General features: G+C 31.0%; 18 protein-coding genes. 1 reads left to right on the top strand and 17 read right to left on the bottom strand.

Annotation, left to right across the window (positions count from 1 at the left end; all coding sequences use genetic code 11):
- Positions 1-76 precede the first annotated feature (76 nt).
- Positions 77-799, top strand: coding sequence for an XAC2610-related protein (locus FHK87_RS02570; protein ID WP_140589402.1), 723 nt, complete (start codon positions 77-79; stop codon positions 797-799).
- Positions 800-1039: 240 nt separating this feature from the next.
- On the opposite strand, the gene FHK87_RS02575 is transcribed toward FHK87_RS02570, so the two are convergent.
- The 17 genes from FHK87_RS02575 to FHK87_RS02655 form a co-directional block, all read right to left on the bottom strand.
- A complete protein-coding gene (locus tag FHK87_RS02575) occupies positions 1040-2074 on the bottom strand; it encodes a hypothetical protein (RefSeq protein WP_140589404.1) in 1035 nt (344 codons plus the stop codon).
- 135 nt (positions 2075-2209) lie between these two features.
- Positions 2210-3145 carry an SGNH/GDSL hydrolase family protein gene (locus tag FHK87_RS02580; protein WP_140589406.1) on the bottom strand — a complete coding sequence of 312 codons (936 nt, stop codon included), beginning with the start codon at positions 3143-3145 and terminating at the stop codon, positions 2210-2212.
- 3 nt (positions 3146-3148) lie between these two features.
- The gene (locus FHK87_RS02585; protein WP_140589408.1) at positions 3149-4561 is read right to left on the bottom strand and encodes an MBOAT family O-acyltransferase; all 1413 of its coding nucleotides are present in this window, start codon (positions 4559-4561) and stop codon (positions 3149-3151) included.
- A 31-nt stretch (positions 4562-4592) separates the two neighbouring features.
- Complete coding sequence (locus FHK87_RS02590; RefSeq protein WP_140589410.1) at positions 4593-5996, bottom strand: phenylacetate--CoA ligase family protein; 1404 nt, start codon at positions 5994-5996, stop codon at positions 4593-4595.
- Positions 5997-6000: 4 nt separating this feature from the next.
- Positions 6001-7143 (bottom strand): glycosyltransferase family 1 protein, encoded by a 1143-nt coding sequence (locus FHK87_RS02595; protein ID WP_140589412.1) that lies wholly within the window; start codon positions 7141-7143, stop codon positions 6001-6003.
- A complete protein-coding gene (locus FHK87_RS02600; RefSeq protein WP_140589414.1) occupies positions 7143-8033 on the bottom strand; it encodes a glycosyltransferase family 2 protein in 891 nt (296 codons plus the stop codon). Before FHK87_RS02600 ends, FHK87_RS02595 begins: the two co-directional genes overlap by 1 nt.
- Positions 8034-8053: 20 nt before the next feature.
- Positions 8054-9151 carry an EpsG family protein gene (locus FHK87_RS02605; protein ID WP_140589416.1) on the bottom strand — a complete coding sequence of 366 codons (1098 nt, stop codon included), beginning with the start codon at positions 9149-9151 and terminating at the stop codon, positions 8054-8056.
- 37 nt (positions 9152-9188) lie between these two features.
- Positions 9189-10112, bottom strand: a complete 924-nt coding sequence (locus tag FHK87_RS02610) for a hypothetical protein (RefSeq protein ID WP_140589418.1) — start codon at positions 10110-10112, stop codon at positions 9189-9191.
- 5 nt (positions 10113-10117) lie between these two features.
- Positions 10118-11563 carry an MBOAT family O-acyltransferase gene (locus tag FHK87_RS02615; protein ID WP_140589420.1) on the bottom strand — a complete coding sequence of 482 codons (1446 nt, stop codon included), beginning with the start codon at positions 11561-11563 and terminating at the stop codon, positions 10118-10120.
- 10 nt (positions 11564-11573) lie between these two features.
- Complete coding sequence (locus FHK87_RS02620; RefSeq protein ID WP_140589423.1) at positions 11574-11813, bottom strand: acyl carrier protein; 240 nt, start codon at positions 11811-11813, stop codon at positions 11574-11576.
- 18 nt (positions 11814-11831) lie between these two features.
- Positions 11832-13316: an amino acid adenylation domain-containing protein gene (locus FHK87_RS02625; RefSeq protein ID WP_140589425.1), complete on the bottom strand. Its 1485-nt coding sequence runs from the start codon at positions 13314-13316 to the stop codon at positions 11832-11834.
- 39 nt (positions 13317-13355) lie between these two features.
- A complete protein-coding gene (locus FHK87_RS02630) occupies positions 13356-13928 on the bottom strand; it encodes a serine O-acetyltransferase (RefSeq protein WP_140589427.1) in 573 nt (190 codons plus the stop codon).
- A gap of 19 nt (positions 13929-13947) precedes the next feature.
- Positions 13948-15066: a glycosyltransferase family 4 protein gene (locus tag FHK87_RS02635; RefSeq protein WP_140589429.1), complete on the bottom strand. Its 1119-nt coding sequence runs from the start codon at positions 15064-15066 to the stop codon at positions 13948-13950.
- Entirely contained in the window at positions 15063-16181 is a 1119-nt protein-coding gene (locus FHK87_RS02640; RefSeq protein WP_140589432.1) for a glycosyltransferase family 4 protein, read from the bottom strand. Before FHK87_RS02640 ends, FHK87_RS02635 begins: the two co-directional genes overlap by 4 nt.
- A gap of 4 nt (positions 16182-16185) precedes the next feature.
- A complete protein-coding gene (locus FHK87_RS02645) occupies positions 16186-17739 on the bottom strand; it encodes a lipopolysaccharide biosynthesis protein (RefSeq protein ID WP_140589434.1) in 1554 nt (517 codons plus the stop codon).
- Between the two features lie 18 nt (positions 17740-17757).
- Positions 17758-18930, bottom strand: coding sequence for a glycoside hydrolase family 88 protein (locus tag FHK87_RS02650; RefSeq protein WP_140589437.1), 1173 nt, complete (start codon positions 18928-18930; stop codon positions 17758-17760).
- Positions 18931-18974: 44 nt separating this feature from the next.
- On the bottom strand, positions 18975-19517 hold the full coding sequence (locus FHK87_RS02655; protein ID WP_226294020.1) for an acyltransferase: 543 nt from the start codon (positions 19515-19517) through the stop codon (positions 18975-18977).
- Between the last annotated feature and the right edge of the window lie 23 nt (positions 19518-19540).

Below are 19540 nucleotides of genomic sequence, written 5' to 3' on the forward strand. Positions count from 1 at the left end.
GATACACTTTATCATTTGCGCATGTACTGTATTATTATTGCTACACTGTACGCCACAAAAAAAGCAGTCAGAAACAATGACAACAAATACTGAAAAAACTGATACTTCGACAACAAAAAGCAAAATTAAAACAGGCAAAACAAAAATTAATAATACTGATAGCTTATTGAATAAACTTGATTCTATAAACGCTTTTAGGCTTCATATTTATACACAAAAAAAGAGACTGAATAAAACTTTTAGTGTCGATCGTTTTGAGTGTTTCTGGTCTTTTGATCCTCAAAAAAATAATGAAATTTTATTATTTGGCGTATTAGAAAATTCTGATCGAGTATGGCGACTCATGATCCTTGATGGAGAAGAATCTTTTGAAGATTTTGAAAAAAAATGGTTTAATGATCAGATAGATGCTGTATTTAAGGATGTAAATTTTAATAAAAACAAAGACTTCATCATCTACTCTAGAGAAAAATCAGGAAATGGCGGAAGGTTTTATGATGTCTATACTTTTTATAATAAAGAACGTAGGTTTTACTATTCAGAAGAATTATCCGGAGGAAATTTTCAGCTTGATAAAAAATCAAAAACTGCTTCTACATTTTGGAAATTTGGAATTAATGAAAACATTACACAAACATTTCGTTTTAGAGGAGATGGAATGATTCATTATACAGAAGTATTAAATAATAAAGTTTTCAAAAAGGATACTATAGATTATTTAGTTACAACATATAAGAAATATAAATACAAACAACTTCTCGAAACCAAAATTGACACCACCGAATTTGATGGTTGGTAGAATAAAAAGCTGTTTAATCAAAAAAGTAATCTTCGTTAGCCATCTTGGATTTCTCCTATTGGTTTTAAATCTTCCAAAGAATTATCATAACTAAATTGTGTTTTAGCAGCTTCAACTTTTACATAAAGAATAATAGAACCACTTTGATAAAGAACTTTAGCTATTTAAATATTTACTCTTTAACTATAATCAGTCACAATCATTTCAATTTCTTACTTAGAATTCAGGTTCAAAATATTTTTACAATGAAAGTTTAAATTGTTCTTCGGCAGAATAGAGTATTATAGTTTTTTTATCTGGCATCAGAAACGTTTGTATAATATCACGGCGATATAAGGGTTTGGCATTTGTTTTGAAAAGGGCTTTTTCATTTTTTAAAGTAAGCTCATAATATTGGATACCACTTTGATAAAGAAAAAAGTTTATTTTACCAGGGCCAAGGTAATTACCTCTGACAGCATGATCAAAAACATTTAAATTTGTTGTTTCTTCTAATAAAACATTTTTTAATTCATCATTATATTTTATATAATTTTCTAATAAATCAAAAGGACTCTTGGGTTCTTCGTTATCATTATTCCAAATAGGAACATCTTTAAGAATAACTTCTCTATTTTCATATTGTAACAAATAAGAGTGATCTATTGGGTTTATGTTTATTCTTTTTGCTTTTTGTAAACCTTTTAGAATAGTAGTTTTAAATTTTTTATTTATTTCTCTTTCTACAGAGTCTATTCTTTTAAATCTAATTTCAGTTATTAAACTATCTGAAAGATGCATTAGTTGTTTTTCATATTCTTTATTTAGTTCAAATATATTTTCATATTCATTACTATAATTATTTGTGAGATATTCAATATTCTTTTTTTTACCAGTCTTAATATCAATTTTAATGACTTTATAATTTACATCATATTTATCTCTATTGGTTTCGTAATGATTATGGTATAAGAAACCATTTTCGCTAATAAAATAATTATTATTATCTAAAAGTATAGAATCTGTTTTCGTTATTAAATCATCTTTATAATAATAGATATAAAGATCTCGCGGATAATGTTCACCAATCTCTGTATCTATATTAAAATAAATATCATCGATTTTATAAAATTTATCAGGATAAAAATTTATTTTTTCAAATTTAATTTTAGTGGTAGTCGTTTCAGGAAAATAAGGTAAGTCCGGATATTTATCTTCTTCTATTTCTTCACGTCCACACGAGTTTAGGTTTATTATTAAATACATCAAAAAAACAAAGCGAAAATATATATTCATAAAAAGGTATTTAATCAACACATATGTTTGCTTTAACTTTTTTCATTTAGTACAATACAACAATCCTATATATGAGTTAATATGTGATTATATTTTTAATAAATCTAACAAAATTTCTAATCGATTTAAAATTAATTATTCCCACTTATACTGGTTTTTGATTTGATCTATAATCAGTGTATTAAATTTCTTTGCTCCAGTATGATTTAAATGCGACGGATCATGAAAAAGTTCATATTGTTTTAGAAATTCTTCAGCATTAAAAAAATCGATAAACATCACATTTTTTTCTTTGGCAATCTCTTTAATTCTATTAAAAGAAACGTTATTTGATACATCTATACGATATAATTTAGGAGAAGTTACAAATACCAACTTTACACCTTTGTTTCTGGCAGTTTCAATAAAACGATATAATGCAGATTCAAAATTGGGATCAATCTCATTACTAAGAATTTTGATATCATCTTGTAGTTTTTGATCAGGTTTTGCTTCACCATTCAAAGGCCTATATCCTTTATAATCCAATTGTGGAGAGAGATAATATCGTATTGCATGTACAATTGTAGAATTGGTTTGATAAGATTTAAAAAACAACTTAACATCTACAAGTTTTGATTTTAATCCCAGTATCGGCTTTAATTCTTCTCTATGTTCTTCATAATAAGGGTGCAAATCCCCTAGCCTATCATATGCCTCCTGAGAAGTAAACAGAAAATCCTTATCGATATTCAAAATGATTAATTCAGGTTGTGTTCTCTTCAGAATCATCTGTTGTAAAACTGTATGATATAACAGTTGTTGCCCTTCTGCTCCTGCATTATAACAAGTTTTTTGTAATAACTCTTCAAAAAGGTTAGGAATATAATGTCTATGTGCATGTGAGCTTCCAAAAATCAAAACATCAGCTTCTGTTTCTTGTATAGCATGTGTTGCTCTGGCATACTTACCCGTTTCTTGACTAAAAAATATGTGCTTCGCAAAAGTTCCCAAAAGAAAATCAATAGCCAATATGAAGACTACAAATTTTATCAGCTTTATTGTCGTTTTTAAATAGTGATTCTTCTTCATACCTTAAAACTGAAAATAAATAAACTGACTTTTACCAAATACTCCAAAATATAAAATCATAAAAACTAATATGCTATACGTTGTCAGTCGTATTAGTTCATATTTCTGCTTTGCTCCTGAAAAGATTGAACTGAAATATTCTTTTTTGATCTCTACTATCAAAAGAATACTTATTGCTAATACAGAATATATCGAAGCTGTAATATCATCTCCACTACCAATATATAACCTTCCCGGATTGGTAAAAATAGTTTTGATCATCTGTCCTGCATCCGCTAGTGTATTGGCTCTAAAAAATATCCAGGCAAAATTGATCAAACAAAATGTAACTAAAATATTAAGGATTCCTTTTCTATTTTTTTTGATCAACAATATTTCTAAAATTAAATATACTCCATTGATTGCCCCCCAAACCACAAATGTCCATTTGGCACCATGCCATAAACCACTGACTAAAAATGTAATAAAAAGATTAAATAGCCATTTGGGTTTGGCAACACGATTACCTCCCAAAGGAATATATAGATAGTCTCTAAACCATGTAGATAAAGAAATATGCCATCGGGCCCAAAATTCACTCACAGAAGAAGAAAAATAAGGTCTCCTGAAGTTGGTCATTAAATCAAATCCAAATAATTTTGCTGTACCAATAGCAATTAATGAATATCCTGCAAAATCTCCATAAATCTGAAATGCAAATAATACCGTTGCAAATACAAAACTTAATCCCTGATGGCTCTCTATATTATTATACACTGCATCAACATAGATAGCCGCACGATCAGCAACGACTAGTTTTAAAAAGAATCCCCAGATCATTAATTTAATGCCTTTAGAAATGATTTGATAACTGAATTCTCTTTTAGAAAGAAACTGAGGCACTAGGTTTGTTGCTCTTTCTATGGGGCCTGCTACCAGTTGTGGAAAAAATGAGACGAAAGCCGCAAAAGCAATAAAGTTTTTGGTAGGTTTTAGTTTTCCTCTGTAAATATCTATAGAATAAGACATGGTTTGGAAAGTATAAAACGAAATCCCAACCGGTAATACAATCTCAAGCATCCAAACATTCTGCGACACATATCCTATCGAAGCCAATGCATCTACCCATGATTCTATGAAAAAATTAAAATACTTAAAAAATCCTAACAACCCTAAATTGAATAATATACTCAACCACAACAATCTTTTTTTTACAGATTTATGATTTGTCTTGTCTAAAGCAATACCAATACAATAATCTAAAAGTGTACTAGCAGCAATTAAAGATAAAAAACGCCAATCCCACCACCCGTAAAAAATATAACTCGCAATTAGCAACAAAATATTTTGTAATTGTATAGATCTACCAAGTACAATCCAATACAATATAAACACTGTTGGTAAGAAAAAAAGAAATTCAAAAGAGTTAAATAGCATAGTTATTTTACATATTTATGGGGGTATTAATTTATAGTTCTATTGTAAAGTTTCGTTTTACCGCATCAAATTTTCCGTTCGGTCCAAGTGGAATATCTTCTACAGTATTAATCTGATACTCGATTTGTTCTCCTAATCTTGTCTTTAAATTATACAACAAGGTTTCTTTCATTTCATCATTAAACTCTTGATCTGCAATTAGGTTAACAATAATATCTTTTGGACTCTCTTGAATAATCTGGCTCTTCACGATGCCCTTTAATCCCTTATAAGCTGTATCCATTCTACCAACATATCCCTTTTCTTCTGTCCACAAGATATCATCTTCTCTACCAGTCAATTTATCAATAATAGGCATTACACAACCACAATCACATATTGTTTTTTTACCTGATAATAGTACTGTATCTTCGATATTATATCGAATCAATGGTGTTTTTTGATTTGTAAAGCTTGTGACTACTAATTGTGCGACCTCTCCCGGTTTTGCCTTTTCACCTTTTGCATTGATAAATTCAAAAATGCCAGAATCCAAATTAAGATGTAAATTACCTTTGACACATTCTGTTATAAAAGGGCTTCCTTCACTAGACGCATATTGATTATACACATGGCAGTTAAAAGCTTTCTCTATCTCCAAACGTTGATAGTCATATAATGTCTCTGCGGTTACGGCTATTGCTTTTGGTGTAAACGTTAATTGAATCTGATGTTGATTAATATACCTACTGATGATATATATTGCTGATGGGTATCCGTCTAACAATACAGGCTTAAATGTATTGAGTTTTTTAATGTAATGTCCCAAATTTGCTTCAGTAAGATGATATGTAGACATTAATAATTGTTTCTCAAAATAATTATACACCCAAAAAGGTGGTTTTTGAGTTGTCGTATCAACGATCAATCTCCCAGAAAATCGTACTTGCCTAACATTACGGGTATCCAGCCCAATAACTTTATGAAACCTTCTCCACAAGGCAAAAGACCTGTTAATTGATTCGGCATCCAAATAATTCACTGTAGGAGACCCAGAAGTACCACTTGTATATCCTACAGCAACTTGTTTACGATTTTTGTTTACAATACGATCTGCATTTTCTTTACGCTCTCGTTTTTTTAAAATAGGCATCTTTTCTAAGACTCCAAATGGATCTTGTTCTATATCAGAAAGTGTAATATTTAGTGTTTTCATTTTAGCTTGATACCATTCAGAATATTGATAGGCTTCTGCTAACAAAGCAATCAATTTTCTTTTCTGATAGGCTTCTATACTTTCTAAATCTTTATCCCAAAGATCAATATACTCTTCTAAATAGTTATAAAAATCCTTCGTATACCGTTGTTTCGTATTTTGATATGCCTTGATGTTAAGTGCCAAAAACTTAACTGGATATGGCAAGTTATTATATATCTTTTCTACAAGTTTCCCCATGATCTTACACTGCTAATTGTTGCAAATAAAAGTGTTCTATGTTTTTTGTATTTGAAATAATATCATAATTGCCTTCTATAATTCTATTGATATTATCAGATTTGTTGATGTTTTCAATTTTCAAAATCTGTTCTGCCCAGAACGCTGCAGGTTTTTCTATAGACAAAAATTGAATATCATCTGTTAAATGTACTTCACTTGTAATAGTATCAGAAGCAAAGACCTTGAGCCCTGCTGATTGCGCTTCTATCAATGTTACAGGTAGCCCTTCATAAAAAGAAGGAAAAACAAAAATATCGAGCATTTGATATAATTGGGGAATATCTGTTCGTACACCGAGAAATAAAATCTGTTCAAAAATAGAAAGTTCTTTAGCTTCGGCTTCAATTTTACTTCTCAGAGGACCATCACCTATCAGTACAAGTTTGCAATCTTTGTTTTTCTTTAAAAGAGCTGCAAAAATTTTAAGTAAAAAAGAATGGTTTTTTTGACTAGAAAATCGACCTACATGCCCAATAACTAGCTTATTTTCAATCGCTAGATCTTTTTTATATGACGCAGAAATTTCTTCTGTGTAGGCAAATGTTTGTGCATCTACGGCATTATTCATCATCATAAATTTAGTATGCGCACCAAACAACCATTTTCCTGCTTTTTCGCCACAAGAAAAACGATGTGTGCTATACTTATGAATTTTCTTTTTTAATTGAAGTTTTACCGCTTTTTTTAATGTCTCCTTAATACTTTCTTTTCCTGAAAAAAAACTGCCTATAGTTACATCATCTATAGCGATATGAGCATGAGCTATCCGACAAGGAATAGAAAATTCTAGTGCTATTTTTAATGGAAAACAACTAAAAGTATTAAGATGCGAATGTATAATCTTATAATCATTATGTGTTTTGAAAAAAGCCCTTAAGTCATTGTAATAGCTTTTTGGAAAAAAAGGACTAATAGGATTCAATCTATAAATTTTACCTCCTAAACTTTCGATTTCATCATCAAAAGCACCTTTTTGTTGTCTATGTACCAAAAAATCAAACTGAACTTTTGTTTTATCGATCTTTCGATAATAATTCATAATCATAGATTCTGCCCCTCCTCGATCCATAATTGTAAATACTTGCAACACTCTAATAACTCCCATCAAAATTCACTTTTAGTTTTGTATCTAATGTATAAGTTTAGTAATACTCCAAACGGAATCGCAAAGAATGTCGTAAGTTTTTTGGGAGATTCACTCAAAAAAGACGCATTGCTTATAAAAATAGAGCTCGATACGTAGTGTATTGCATTTTTAAATTTATCCTTAAAATTTTTAGCTAGTTTCATTCTACTTTTTCTAGAAAAAGCAAATCCTCTGGGATGACGGCGGTATTGTTTCAAGATATTCATACTTGATCCATCTTCCATATATTCTACCACACAGAAAACCTCATTTACAGGATACAAACTATACTCTTGATCTATAAGCTGATACAGATAACCAAGTGGTACAAAGCGTTCTCCTTCAAAAATCGGATATGCTGGATATTTTTTAACTACCTCTGTTCTGTATACTAATTTTTTATCTCCCTTTACATGATGTACATTATATATATCATACAAAGTAGTTTGTTTTAATGTTTCCGGAATTTTGGTCCCAATCAAATTTCCTCTTGTATCTGCATCGAGCCCTACGATGCCGGCAAACTCTGGTTTATCTTTAATCAATTGCCAGGCATCCATTATTTTTTGGATCGCATCTTCTGCAACATAATCATCACTATCAATACAAACATTAAGTGTTGTATCTATAAGTCTATAGGCTGCATTATGCCCCCCATGCATGCCTTGGTTCTCTTGATAATGATATTTGATATCAATTTTATTGTCTTCAATCCAAGACGCTACCAATTCTTTGGTATTGTCTGTAGATCCATCATCAATAATGAGCCAGGTAAAATCCTGATTGTTTTGTTGAATTAAACTCTCGTAACATTTGTGTAAACAATATGCTCGATTGTAAGTTGGTGTAAATACCGTAATAGTTTTCATTTGGTTTTAAAAGTTAGTTGTTAGCCCCAATATAAATAGTACATAAAATATGTGAATGAAAAATATGCGACCATCACTTTTCCAATCATAAAATGATGATCCTTAAAAGATTCTTGTTTCAAAAAAGGATAAATAGTAACCAATGCCATCATAAACCAAGATAGATATGCAAATCTATTTGAGTAATTTGCTTTGATCACTAATATCCAAAACCCATTACAAATCAAATAGGTATTTAAAAGTTGATAGTATAGTTTGTCTTTAAATCCTTTTTTATAAATAAAATACCATCCTGAAAATATGGCAAATGCACTATGAAATAGAAAATCCCACCGAAAGCCGGTACTCGAAAAAGTTCCTTCAGCTGCTTGCGAAGTCAAATATCCGGAAAGCCTGCCATCGCCGCCAAAACCTAAACTACTGAATATTGAGATAAATATTCCGCCTAATACTAACGAAAGAGGAATGCAAGCCAGCCAACCTTTCAGAAAAACTTTTGGGTCATTATAGAAATAAGTAACTATAAATGCAAAAATAGGTAGATATAGTGTTTTGTGAAACATCGTAGCTGCCAAAAAGAATAACCCCATCACTACTTTATTTCTATGATACGATATTCCCCATAAAAATAAAGAGGTAGCTGCGCCATTACGCATACCATTTACACCATACGTCCAAAATGAAAAAGAAACAATAAACATCACAAAACAGTAGTACCAGTACTTTCCAAATAAAGATTTGGAAACCTTATACATAGGGAATATGTAGATAAAGGCGCAAATCGTAAAAAAGGTATGTGCAGATACTATTGTAGCTAATGTTTTCATAAAAACATGCCATCCATAATCGTTTACCTCGCCTATTTCTTCTCCTAGTCTGTAATTATCAAAAGTGACAATATAATTGACCATATCCCCAAAAAACCAGTGTATAGGTCTTTGTCCTAAATACAAAATAAGAGTCACTAATAGGAAATACCCAGAAAAATTAATAAACGTAAGATTTTTAGTATCATTTACACTTAATACACGCGTATGTAAAAGCGTAAACAACACCAAAAACAATGCTGAATTAATATACAAAGGATAATATAACTCTATGGGTACTAATGTATTCATGTATCCATTTTACAACTTATAGTATATTGCATAATTACTAATTATTTGTTAATTCTTCTTCAATTAATTCACATAAATCTAAAGTAAATTCTTTTCCGGATAGTTTATTCATATGATGTCCGTCATAGGTATAGTATAATTTAGAAAACTCATTAAAGTCAAAATAAGGAGTATTTGTTTTATTACTTACAGTAGTAATAATCTCATCAAACTTTGGGTAGTATTTATTTTCAAGAATCAAAAACTCATCTCCTATTGGCATTCTGACCAAATATACTGTCCCTAATTCTTTTAGTTCATTAATTAACACTTCTAGGCTATTGATTCTAAGGTCTGAGATATAATATTGGTCTCGATACTCTAAAAACAGGTCTATTTGATGTTTTTTCCAATCATCATACACTTCTTTACTCCTTGGTAAATTCCCTTCCTCTAACCAACCATTCTTATGGGTTTTAGAATTCTGTCTAAAAAGTCCTTTAAAATGAAAAAACGAATAGTTTTTATAAACGTATTCAAAGTTTGGATTGACGTCTACAAAATGCATATTATGAGGAGGCTGGTTTTGCTCTCTAAATTCTCCTTTGGTATTATCATAATCTGTAAAAGAAGTTAGCATTTCGGGAGTTATAGAAATAATAAAAAGTCCATCTTTTGATTTTTTATCTATTTTTTTTAAAATACTTTGATTGTACAATGGTCCAATAACTGCCTGAGCAATTGTGAAACTATAATTGAACATTCGCATATCAATTCCTTTCTCTTCAAAATACTGATTCATTACATCAGGTTGTATTCCTTGTAAACTTCTGGAATCCCCAATAATCATAGATGTTGCTTTGGGAGTCGTAAATTTTTCGTAAAAATAATCTGTATATCCTCCATATTGCATCAAAATAAAAGCTAAACTACATCCACATAGTGTCAAAAACAGGCTTAATTTTAATAAAAATAACTTCATAGCAATTAGAATTGAAAATAAATAAAAGTTTCAGAACTTTTTCCAAAAAATAACAATACCAAGAATAATGAAATATATAATCCCCACCTTAGCAACATATGATAATTACTGATTTCAAAATCATGCTTCTTTTCTCTATTGATCCATTCTATACCAATAAAAAATAAAATAAGTATTGATGTTGTAGCTGTAATCGTAGTTAATACTGTATGAGGAAAATCAATCAAAGTAACAGAGCATATTTTTTGCAAACAGTTTAAGGCTGTAGTCACACTGTCTGCTCTAAAAAAGATAGCCGTTAGCATTACCAACACAAAGAGTAATACCATCTTTATGATCTCTTTGACAGAAGGAAACCACTTTCCTTTTGCCATAATTTGAGAGCTGTTGATATTTCCTGAATATACAAGTGGAACAAAATAAAATCCATGTAAGAGACCATACACTACAAATGTCCAATTAGCACCATGCCAAAAGCCAACCAAAACAAACGTAGCTATTATAGATACGAGTAATCCCATTTTTTGATACCTTCTTAGCGTAAAAGAAAGCGGTGTAAATACATAATCCATCATCCATGTCGTCAATGAAATATGCCATTTTCTCCAAAAATCGCTAATATTTGTTGAAAAAAACGGAGTTGCAAAGTTGCGCATTAACTCAATTCCGAAAAGTTTAGAAACTCCTAAAGCCATATTAGAATACCCCGAAAAATCAGCATATAATTGAATGGTATAAAAAAATGCTCCTACAAGAATCGTACTTCCTGATTCATTTTCATAATTTTCAAAAATCGGATTTGCAATAACTGCGCAGTTTTCTGCAATAACCACTTTTGCAAATAATCCCCATAGGAATTGTCGTAATCCGTCTACAGCAACTTGATAAGAAAAAATTCTCTTTTTTTGAATTTGAGGAATAAAATTAGCAGCTCTTTCTATAGGTCCTGATAAAATTTTCGGAAAAAAGGCCACAAAAACAGAAAATTGAAGAAAATCGTTACTAGGCTCTATTTCTTCATTATATACATCTATGAGGTACCCTAAATTTTGAAAGGTAAAAAAACTAATTCCGAGCGGTAAAATAATATGCAAAATTCCATGGCTTTTCTGAACTCCAAATACATGTAATAGTTCAAAAAAATTATCGTAGAAAAAATTAAAATACTTAAAATATAATAGCAATCCTACATTAAATACTAATCCCAAACGCAAAAACAATAATTGCCGCGTCTCTCTTTCTGCTGTATGTATTGCTTTGCCAAGAAAAAAATTGATGACAATACTCCCTAACAATAAGCTTAAAAATCGCCAATCTACCCAAGCATAAAAAACTAAACTTGTAATGAGTAAAAAAACATTCTGATAGACCGCAGATTTACTTAATATTAACCAATAAAGCAAAAATACTGGGATAATGAATAAAGCAAAATCAAAAGAATTAAAAATCACTTCTTCAGATTTAGAGTTTACTTTGTATTAGAGTTATCAAAGATCCCATATTTTTTAATTTATTAAGATCTCTAAGTTTAAAGCGGATACCAAACTCTTCTTCAATTTTGGTTATAATCATCATATGTGATAAAGAATCCCATCCGTCTACGTCTTTGGCTGTAAGCTCATCATGAAGTTCAAAATTAGTATGTTCTAAAATCGCAGTTAAAATTTCGCTGATTTTTTCTTTAATAGTAGTTATGTTCATACGCAATATAGTATTGTATTATAAAAATTGTTCTTTTATTTTGTTTCGATCTGTTTTACCATTGGTATTTAAAGGAAAAGTATCTATAAACTTAATCTGAGTCGGAATCATATATTGAGGCAATGATTTTTTTAAACCATTTAATAATTCACTAGTATCAAACGTTTTGGACTCTATAGCTAAACCTATCTCTGTATTTTGAATTTTGTTGGTAAAGGCTATCGCTACCGCATTTATTTTCTGTAATGCTGCTCTGGCATGATATTCAATTTCTGATAATTCTACTCTATACCCTTGTATTTTTGCCTGAAAATCAACTCTTCCCAGATAAAGAATATCTCCATCTTCATCAACAGTACATAAGTCTCCTGTTTTATAAAATTTTATTTGTTCATTATTATATTCCTTAAAAAAGAAAGTCGACTTATTCTTCTTTTCATTTTTCCAATATCCAGGAGTAAGTTGTCCTCCACTAAGGCACAACTCTCCTTTTTCGCCAACAGGCACCTCATTATAGTCCTCATCTATAATGATCGTCTTTGTATTTTTCATATCTTTTCCGATAGTCAAAATACCATTGTAAGCTTTGTTTGGCTCTGTTCTTTTGTAGGTATAGTCTGTACAAAATATAGTACATTCTGTAGGGCCATACACATTAGCAATGGTAGCATTGGGAACACATCTACTCCATTCTTCTGTAATGTCCAAAGGCAATGCTTCTCCACAAAATAGGCTGAATTTCATTGCAGGACAATCAATTTCGTCAAAATATGGCCTTAGATATTGTAATATCGAAGGAACCATTAATGCAAATGTAAGTTCATAGTCCTCCATTAACTCAAAGATGTAGCTATACTTTATTTCATCTTTTGGAATTGTATATACACAAGCTCCTTTTAGTAATGGAGCTAGATAGGATAACACAGAAAGGTCAAAGGTTAACTCAAACATCTGCAAACATCTATCATTAGACGTAATAGAATACTCTAATGCCCAGAATGCATCTATAAATGCGGTTAAATTATCAAAAGTAATAGGTACTCCTTTTGGAGTTCCTGTAGTTCCTGAAGTAAAAAAAATATAAGCAAGGTCATCTGATGATACTTCTTTTGAAGCAATATCTATTGTTGAACATGATACCTTATCTGTAGTAATTGTAGAACAATTAGCAAATGTTTGGTGTTGAGACGAGTCTAATATCGTATGTATCTCTGCTTGTTCAATAATTAATTGATTTCTATTTTCGGGAAAATCAGGATGTAAAGGCACATATGCTTTGCCTTCTAACCATAAGGCAATAATTGAAGCATAAGTATAGATATCATCATTGGTTACTAGACCAATAATGTGACCTGAAGCATCGACCGATTTTTGTATTTTATACCTTATACCTGAAATAATTTTTCCAAAAACTTCATAAGTATAATAGGTATGCCTTATACAAAATGCATTATGATCTTTATGCTCTTCTATAGATTTTTGTATAGTGAGAATCAGATCCATAGTGTAATTCTAATTACATAATAAAATGTTTGTCTTTCCCTAAACTTTTTTACCGTTTCTTTTCACAATTCTTGCGGGATTACCTACTACGACACAGTTTTCTGGTACATCTTTTACGACAACCGAACCAGCACCTATGATAGCATTATCTCCAACGGTAATATCACCAATAATTATAGCTCCGGTATATACAGAAACATTATTTCCTATTAGCGGTCTTTTTCCTTCCACTTCTCCTACAGTAACCAAATGATTTACATAAAAGTTTTCTCCTATGCTTCTAGCATTCAGAATGGTACTATAAGGATGTCCTGTGAGGATTCCTCCTCCTAATTTTGTATTAATATCAATTCTAAAGTATTTTTCCCTTCTACAATAGAAATTAAGAATGTGTGCGAAAATCCCCCTAGTTCTAAAATAAAAAATAGTTCTAAAATCTGGAGAGTGAACTAAAAAATTCAACAACAAAGATACTTTTTTACCTTGTAAATTTTTAGCAACTTTCCATCTTTCTATATCTTTATCAATATCTTCTCGGTTTTTACTCATCTTGTACAAAAAAATATGAGGAATCAAAAAGAGCTTATAAAAAGTAAAAATTAGTGTTTTCATATTGATAAGAGTGTTGATATTAATTGGATAAAGCGGTAAACATATTGATCCAAATGTTCATAATATGTCTGACCTCAAATCGCAAAGCATGCTCTCGAGCATTTTTTCCCATTCTTCTTAGCTTTTCGGGTGAATCCATTGCTTCTAATAATTGATTTGAAAATGCTTTTTGATCGTATAAAGGAATCAGAAGTCCATTAGTATCATCAATAATATTTCTTGGGCCATGAGGACAATCAAAAGATATAATAGGCAATCCACATGCTTGAGCTTCTAACAATACTAAAGGAAAACACTCATTATGAGATGTCATTGCAAAAATAGATGACATTTGCATTTTACCTTTCATATCACTTGTTGGACCTTGTAAAATCAAGGTAGTTTCAAGTTTTTTTTGGTGAATTTTGTCTTGTAATTCCTTGATATAGGTCTTTTCGCCATTCCCATAAATATGTAATTGCCAATCCTTTCTCTCTTTATGTATTGTCTCCCAAATATCGATCAATATATCATATCCTTTTACCGGGGCAATCCTACCAGCAGCAATAACAACTTTTTGAGATACATCGCTAATATTTTCAGGATAAAAAGTAAGCGGATTAGGAATTACAATCGTATTTCCTGTTTTATAATATGTAGCTTCATCTGGATTTAAAACTACCAGTTTATCATATTTGCCTTCTACGTAGTCTGCGAATTTCAAAAAGTACTTTTTAAACAAGCTTCCTGGATTTCTTCTTTTTTCTAATTCAATATATTTTGAATAGTGAAATTCTTTTACTTTAGGAATTCTTTTATTGATAAAAGGAGTAAAATAAGTGTCTACACTATGGCTACAGACAACAACAACATCAGGGTTTATTTTTTTGAGCGCTGCTTTTGTCCTGCGAATATGTTTTGGTAACTTTTTCAAGTTATCTGGATGAAAATATGATTTTTTTCTATTGTAATTGATGGCTATATCCTGAAACTTGATCCTATTATCAAACTCATAACACGCTGAATTATTTTTTTGCTCAGTAGTGATAATAAAAACTTCATAATTGTCTAAAGCTGCCAAATAATTTGCTTTGATAGAAAGTACTCTCTCTATACCTCCATGTAAATACACTTGATCGATTAAGAATACTAATTTCATGTGGAAGCTTTAGAAATTAAACTTTTAAATAAATCATCCCATTCTTTTGCTATTTTTTCAGGTAGGTATTTTTCTATCGATTGCCTTGCATTCGCCCCCATTTTTGATCGCAATTCATTATCGTCAATTAATGTAGATATTGCATTTGTAAAAGCATCTGTATCACTATTGGCAACCAAAAAGCCATTTTCTTGATCAGAAATAATATCTGAAGGACCAAAAGGACAATCAAACGAAATACAAGGCACGCCATAAGCCATAGCTTCTATGAGCACCATGCCAAAGCCTTCATATCTTGATGACATTACATAAATAGACGCATTTTGATATTGATTTTCGATTGTTTTTGTGGGAGGAAAAAACGAAACGCTTTCTCCAATACCCAATTCGTCTGAGAGTTGATCGAGTCGCTGAGAAGGTTCTATTTTACCATAAATCTCTAATTGCCAATCAGGATAACTCGCATGAACGTTTTTCCATGATTTTAGTAACCGATCATATCCTTTTTGATAACATTGTTTACCAACTGCCAATACTTTTTTGTTTTGTAGCGTACTCAATGTAGTTTCTTTAGGATAAAAAGATAGTGGATTTGAGATCACTTGTATATTATTTAACTCCCAATCTTTTAGATTTCCTTTGGTCAATACTATAAATCTAGAGTATTTTTTAGCTAAATAGTTCATCAAAGCATATTTAACTTTGAGTGCTATTTTTTTTACGGCACCAATGGTTTCACTCTGATTTTCTATATTTTTAGACACATGTCTTTCGTACACTTTAGGGCAAGAACGTTTTATGACTAGTGGTAAGAAAAAAGCTTTCAATCCATCATCACAAACAGAAATAATATCAGGTTTAACATGATCTACGACCTTATTGATATTCTTACGATAAGCCCGAATATAATTAATAGGATTGCCTTGTACTGAAATATCATGATACGTTAATTTATCACTAAAGTCATAAAAAAGTGGCATTTCTCCTTGATTGAGGGTCAAAATATGTACATCATAATTATAATGATCTGCCAGATAGCTTGCTTTTATAGACAAAACCCTCTCTAATCCTCCTGAACCACAAATCTGGTTCGTTATGTATAATATTGTATTCAAGTTCTTATCCTTTTCTAATTTTTTTTGTTATCGACTGATACGAAGCTTTAAACGTTTGTACTACCTTATGAAACTCAGGGGTGTTTTTATAACATAGTACAATGATCGTATTGGGGATAAGAATACACAGAACTGCTTTTATAATTAAATTTATAACTCTTGAAAAATTACAAAACTGTGCGATATAATATGTCGTAATTCCTGCAAATGTAATTATTAAAACATAGATTAAAAACTTTTTGAGATAAACTACAGGTGGAATTTTTAATCCCAGTTTGAAAACAATATAGGGATCATACCAAAAATTAGAAACTAAGCGTGATAGTGCTGTTGCCATAAGAATCCCTAATAATCCATACACATGCCCTAAAGCAAAAGAAAAACCAAGGTTTAATACTGCTGTCAAGATTACTAAATATTTACCTTCATTAAAGTACCCATAGGTAGTTTTGAATGTCCATATTGCATTTTGCATGCCCAACATAAAGAAATTAATCGCCAGCATCACTGAGATCGAAACCGGTAAAGTAAACGATTCTCCAACCCAAACTACAATAAAATCATTCATCAAAACAATGATACAAATACTACAAAATCCATAAATCCAAAAATTGGCAAGATTGACCATATTAAAGATTTCATACTGCTTTTCTTTGCTTTCTATAGCATTTACCTGTGCAATACTGGCCGAAATATTATTGAATACTTGTGCTATAAACGTTGTTAATATTCCTATCAAAAGTGTATAATTGGTCAAATATCCTAGTAACGCTAATCCGGAAAAATAATTTACAATAATATTATCTGTATTATTTACCATCACTCCGCCAATACGTATTAAAAAGGTAGCTTTGGCATTTGAGATAATTTGTTTTTTGATGATCGGATCTATTTTTTCTTTTTTAAATTCCTTCAAAAAAGGGTACATCCTGTCTACTATCAATGATATTGTTAGGTTTCCTAAAAATTGAAATATTAATTGAGCAGATAAGTAGTAGATAAAGTTTTTGGTAACAATTAATACGATTATCTGGGCTATGTTCTGAAGAATATAGAATGCTGCATAATTGATGGTCGTAATAAAATTACGTTGATCAGCATTAAGCAATGCTGTTTTGTAATTAAAGAAATATGTAGAAGCGGTATTAAATAAGAAAAATAGGTACAAAAAAGATAGGTTTTCTACAACATTCTCAGGTTTCTCTTCAATAATCAAGTCTAAAAAAGGAAGCACACAAAGCCCCAAAATAAACACAGCAATACCAATGCTTATATATACTTTTTTGTACAATCGCATTATTGTAGCTATTGCCTGTTTATTCTTTTCTGCCAGAGGCTTATATAATGAGTAGATGAAAGCGGTACCAACTCCCAATTCTGTCAAACTCAACACAGAAAGGATACTACTAAATAGCCCATTGATCCCCAAATATTCTACTGCCAAATAGTTTATAAAAACAGTTCTACTAATAAATCCCACTGCCGCTTGCAGAATTTGTCCAACAAATCCTGCTCCGATATTACGTATTGAATTTACTGTTCTAGAATCGGTATTCATTACCTTAATGTAAACGTATTAATGAGTTGTTAAGTTATCGAAACGAGTAACTAATCGTATGGTAAGCCCTTGTACAAATGGCATAAGATCAAATGTTTGTGCATATAGCCCAATACCTTTTGTATCTCCCTGACAAAAATCAATAATTCCATTTCTACGAGTTGCCTGCATCAAACTTGAAATACATTTTTGGGTAGCTTCCAGATATTTTTCGTCAGAGGTTATCATATAAGCATTTAATAACAACCATCCTCCCAAAGTTGTAATAGAAGAATCGTGCCTCGAAGCATCTACAGCAAGCATCGCAGCAAAACTTCCATTCTCTTTTTGAAATGGCATAAGGTCATTTGCTGTATTCAGAATTAATGATTTTAGATATTCTTTTGCTGTATGATCTTTAGGTAATTCATTATATGTATCTACAATACCCAAAATAAACCACCCTAATCCTCTACCCCAACCATACAAACCTAATGGCATATCTTTTTTGAGGTCATACGCATGTGCCGGAATATATTTATTTGGTAAAAATGCTTTTTCTACATATGCTTTAATTTGGAGTATCGCCAAATCTATATATTCTTCTTTCTGAAATTGTATCCCATATGCAGTCAAAAACGGGCAAATAAAACCGATTGTATCTACAAAACGGATATTAGGAATCCCTTTTCGATAAAAAACCGTACCATCCTCTCCTTTGCTTTCTTCTATTAATTGTATGATTTGATCTAGTGCAGGTTCAATTGTTTTGATCTCTGCATTGGTTTTCAATACTGTATATCCTAATAAACCACTATCTACATATTGTGGATTTTCTTTCCATTTTCCTGTTTGAGCATCAATTTTAGAACTGATAAAGTTTTTGATATTCTGATCAGCGTTTGAAGTTGACAGAGCGCCTAATAATGCTCCTCCTTCTTGCCACGATTGTATCGTTGAACTGCGATAATGTCCTTTTATCATATCCTTAATAACATAGCACTCATTATCAGTAAGTTTTACTGTTGGTGTTTTCTTTAACCATTGTAAATTAATAGTTTGTACTTGTTTCAACCAGATAGCTCTATCTGTCCATCGCCCTATTTTGTATCTTCTGAAAACATTACGCGCAAACAATAGCGTATCTAATCCTAAAGTGATTAGAAGAATAAAGGATATAATAAAAAGAAGCGTGAGTAAAAAGTATATCATATTTAAGTTTTTGTGTTGGTGTTGGTTTTAGTATAGATTCAAATTTACACTACATATCCGGAAGTATCATCAAGTTCTTTGCTCATTTGATTTCTCATATCTTCTGTGATACCATTATGGATTGTCCATTTCTCATCATATTTTTTTGAAGTTTCGAGTAATTCTCTGTGTTTTTGAATATAATCTTCTGTCTTCCCAATAATTTTTGCCGGGTTTCCTCCTGCAATCATGCCATCGGGTACAGATTTAACAACTACGCTACCAGCTGCTATGATTGCATTTCTTCCTATAGTTACGCCAGGCATTATAATAGCTCGAGCCCCTATAAAAGCACCATCTTTAATTTTGATTTTAGCAATTTTGGTATAGTTAAGGTCTTTTTTTGTGCTGGCATCATGCGCCAAAAGATAAACTTGTGGAGCAAAAACAACATCGTTACCAATTTCTATCAACCAGCAATGCGAGTAGTCAAAAGTAACTTCGTGTAGTTGAAGTACATTTGTTCCTACTTTCATTCCCATTTTGATGCAATCTTTGTAAGTAATCCCATTATTGATCCCCAAAATGCGTTTTACTATTCTCTTCATCCAGTTTAGCATATTTCTTCCTA

The organism is Aquimarina algicola (genome assembly GCF_006443095.1).
Classification (GTDB): Bacteria; Bacteroidota; Bacteroidia; order Flavobacteriales; family Flavobacteriaceae; genus Aquimarina; species Aquimarina algicola.

Bases quoted from the DNA above. Each gene is read 5' to 3' on its own strand.
- FHK87_RS02570 (WP_140589402.1), top strand. From the start codon at position 77: ATGACAACAAATACTGAAAAAACTGATACTTCGACAACAAAAAGCAAA.
- FHK87_RS02575 (WP_140589404.1), bottom strand. From the start codon at position 2,074: ATGAATATATATTTTCGCTTTGTTTTTTTGATGTATTTAATAATAAAC.
- FHK87_RS02580 (WP_140589406.1), bottom strand. From the start codon at position 3,145: ATGAAGAAGAATCACTATTTAAAAACGACAATAAAGCTGATAAAATTT.
- FHK87_RS02585 (WP_140589408.1), bottom strand. From the start codon at position 4,561: ATGCTATTTAACTCTTTTGAATTTCTTTTTTTCTTACCAACAGTGTTT.
- FHK87_RS02590 (WP_140589410.1), bottom strand. From the start codon at position 5,996: ATGGGGAAACTTGTAGAAAAGATATATAATAACTTGCCATATCCAGTT.
- FHK87_RS02595 (WP_140589412.1), bottom strand. From the start codon at position 7,143: ATGGGAGTTATTAGAGTGTTGCAAGTATTTACAATTATGGATCGAGGA.
- FHK87_RS02600 (WP_140589414.1), bottom strand. From the start codon at position 8,033: ATGAAAACTATTACGGTATTTACACCAACTTACAATCGAGCATATTGT.
- FHK87_RS02605 (WP_140589416.1), bottom strand. From the start codon at position 9,151: ATGAATACATTAGTACCCATAGAGTTATATTATCCTTTGTATATTAAT.
- FHK87_RS02610 (WP_140589418.1), bottom strand. From the start codon at position 10,112: ATGAAGTTATTTTTATTAAAATTAAGCCTGTTTTTGACACTATGTGGA.
- FHK87_RS02620 (WP_140589423.1), bottom strand. From the start codon at position 11,813: ATGAACATAACTACTATTAAAGAAAAAATCAGCGAAATTTTAACTGCG.
- FHK87_RS02625 (WP_140589425.1), bottom strand. From the start codon at position 13,316: ATGGATCTGATTCTCACTATACAAAAATCTATAGAAGAGCATAAAGAT.
- FHK87_RS02630 (WP_140589427.1), bottom strand. From the start codon at position 13,928: ATGAAAACACTAATTTTTACTTTTTATAAGCTCTTTTTGATTCCTCAT.
- FHK87_RS02635 (WP_140589429.1), bottom strand. From the start codon at position 15,066: ATGAAATTAGTATTCTTAATCGATCAAGTGTATTTACATGGAGGTATA.
- FHK87_RS02645 (WP_140589434.1), bottom strand. From the start codon at position 17,739: ATGAATACCGATTCTAGAACAGTAAATTCAATACGTAATATCGGAGCA.
- FHK87_RS02650 (WP_140589437.1), bottom strand. From the start codon at position 18,930: ATGATATACTTTTTACTCACGCTTCTTTTTATTATATCCTTTATTCTT.
- FHK87_RS02655 (WP_226294020.1), bottom strand. From the start codon at position 19,517: ATGAAGAGAATAGTAAAACGCATTTTGGGGATCAATAATGGGATTACT.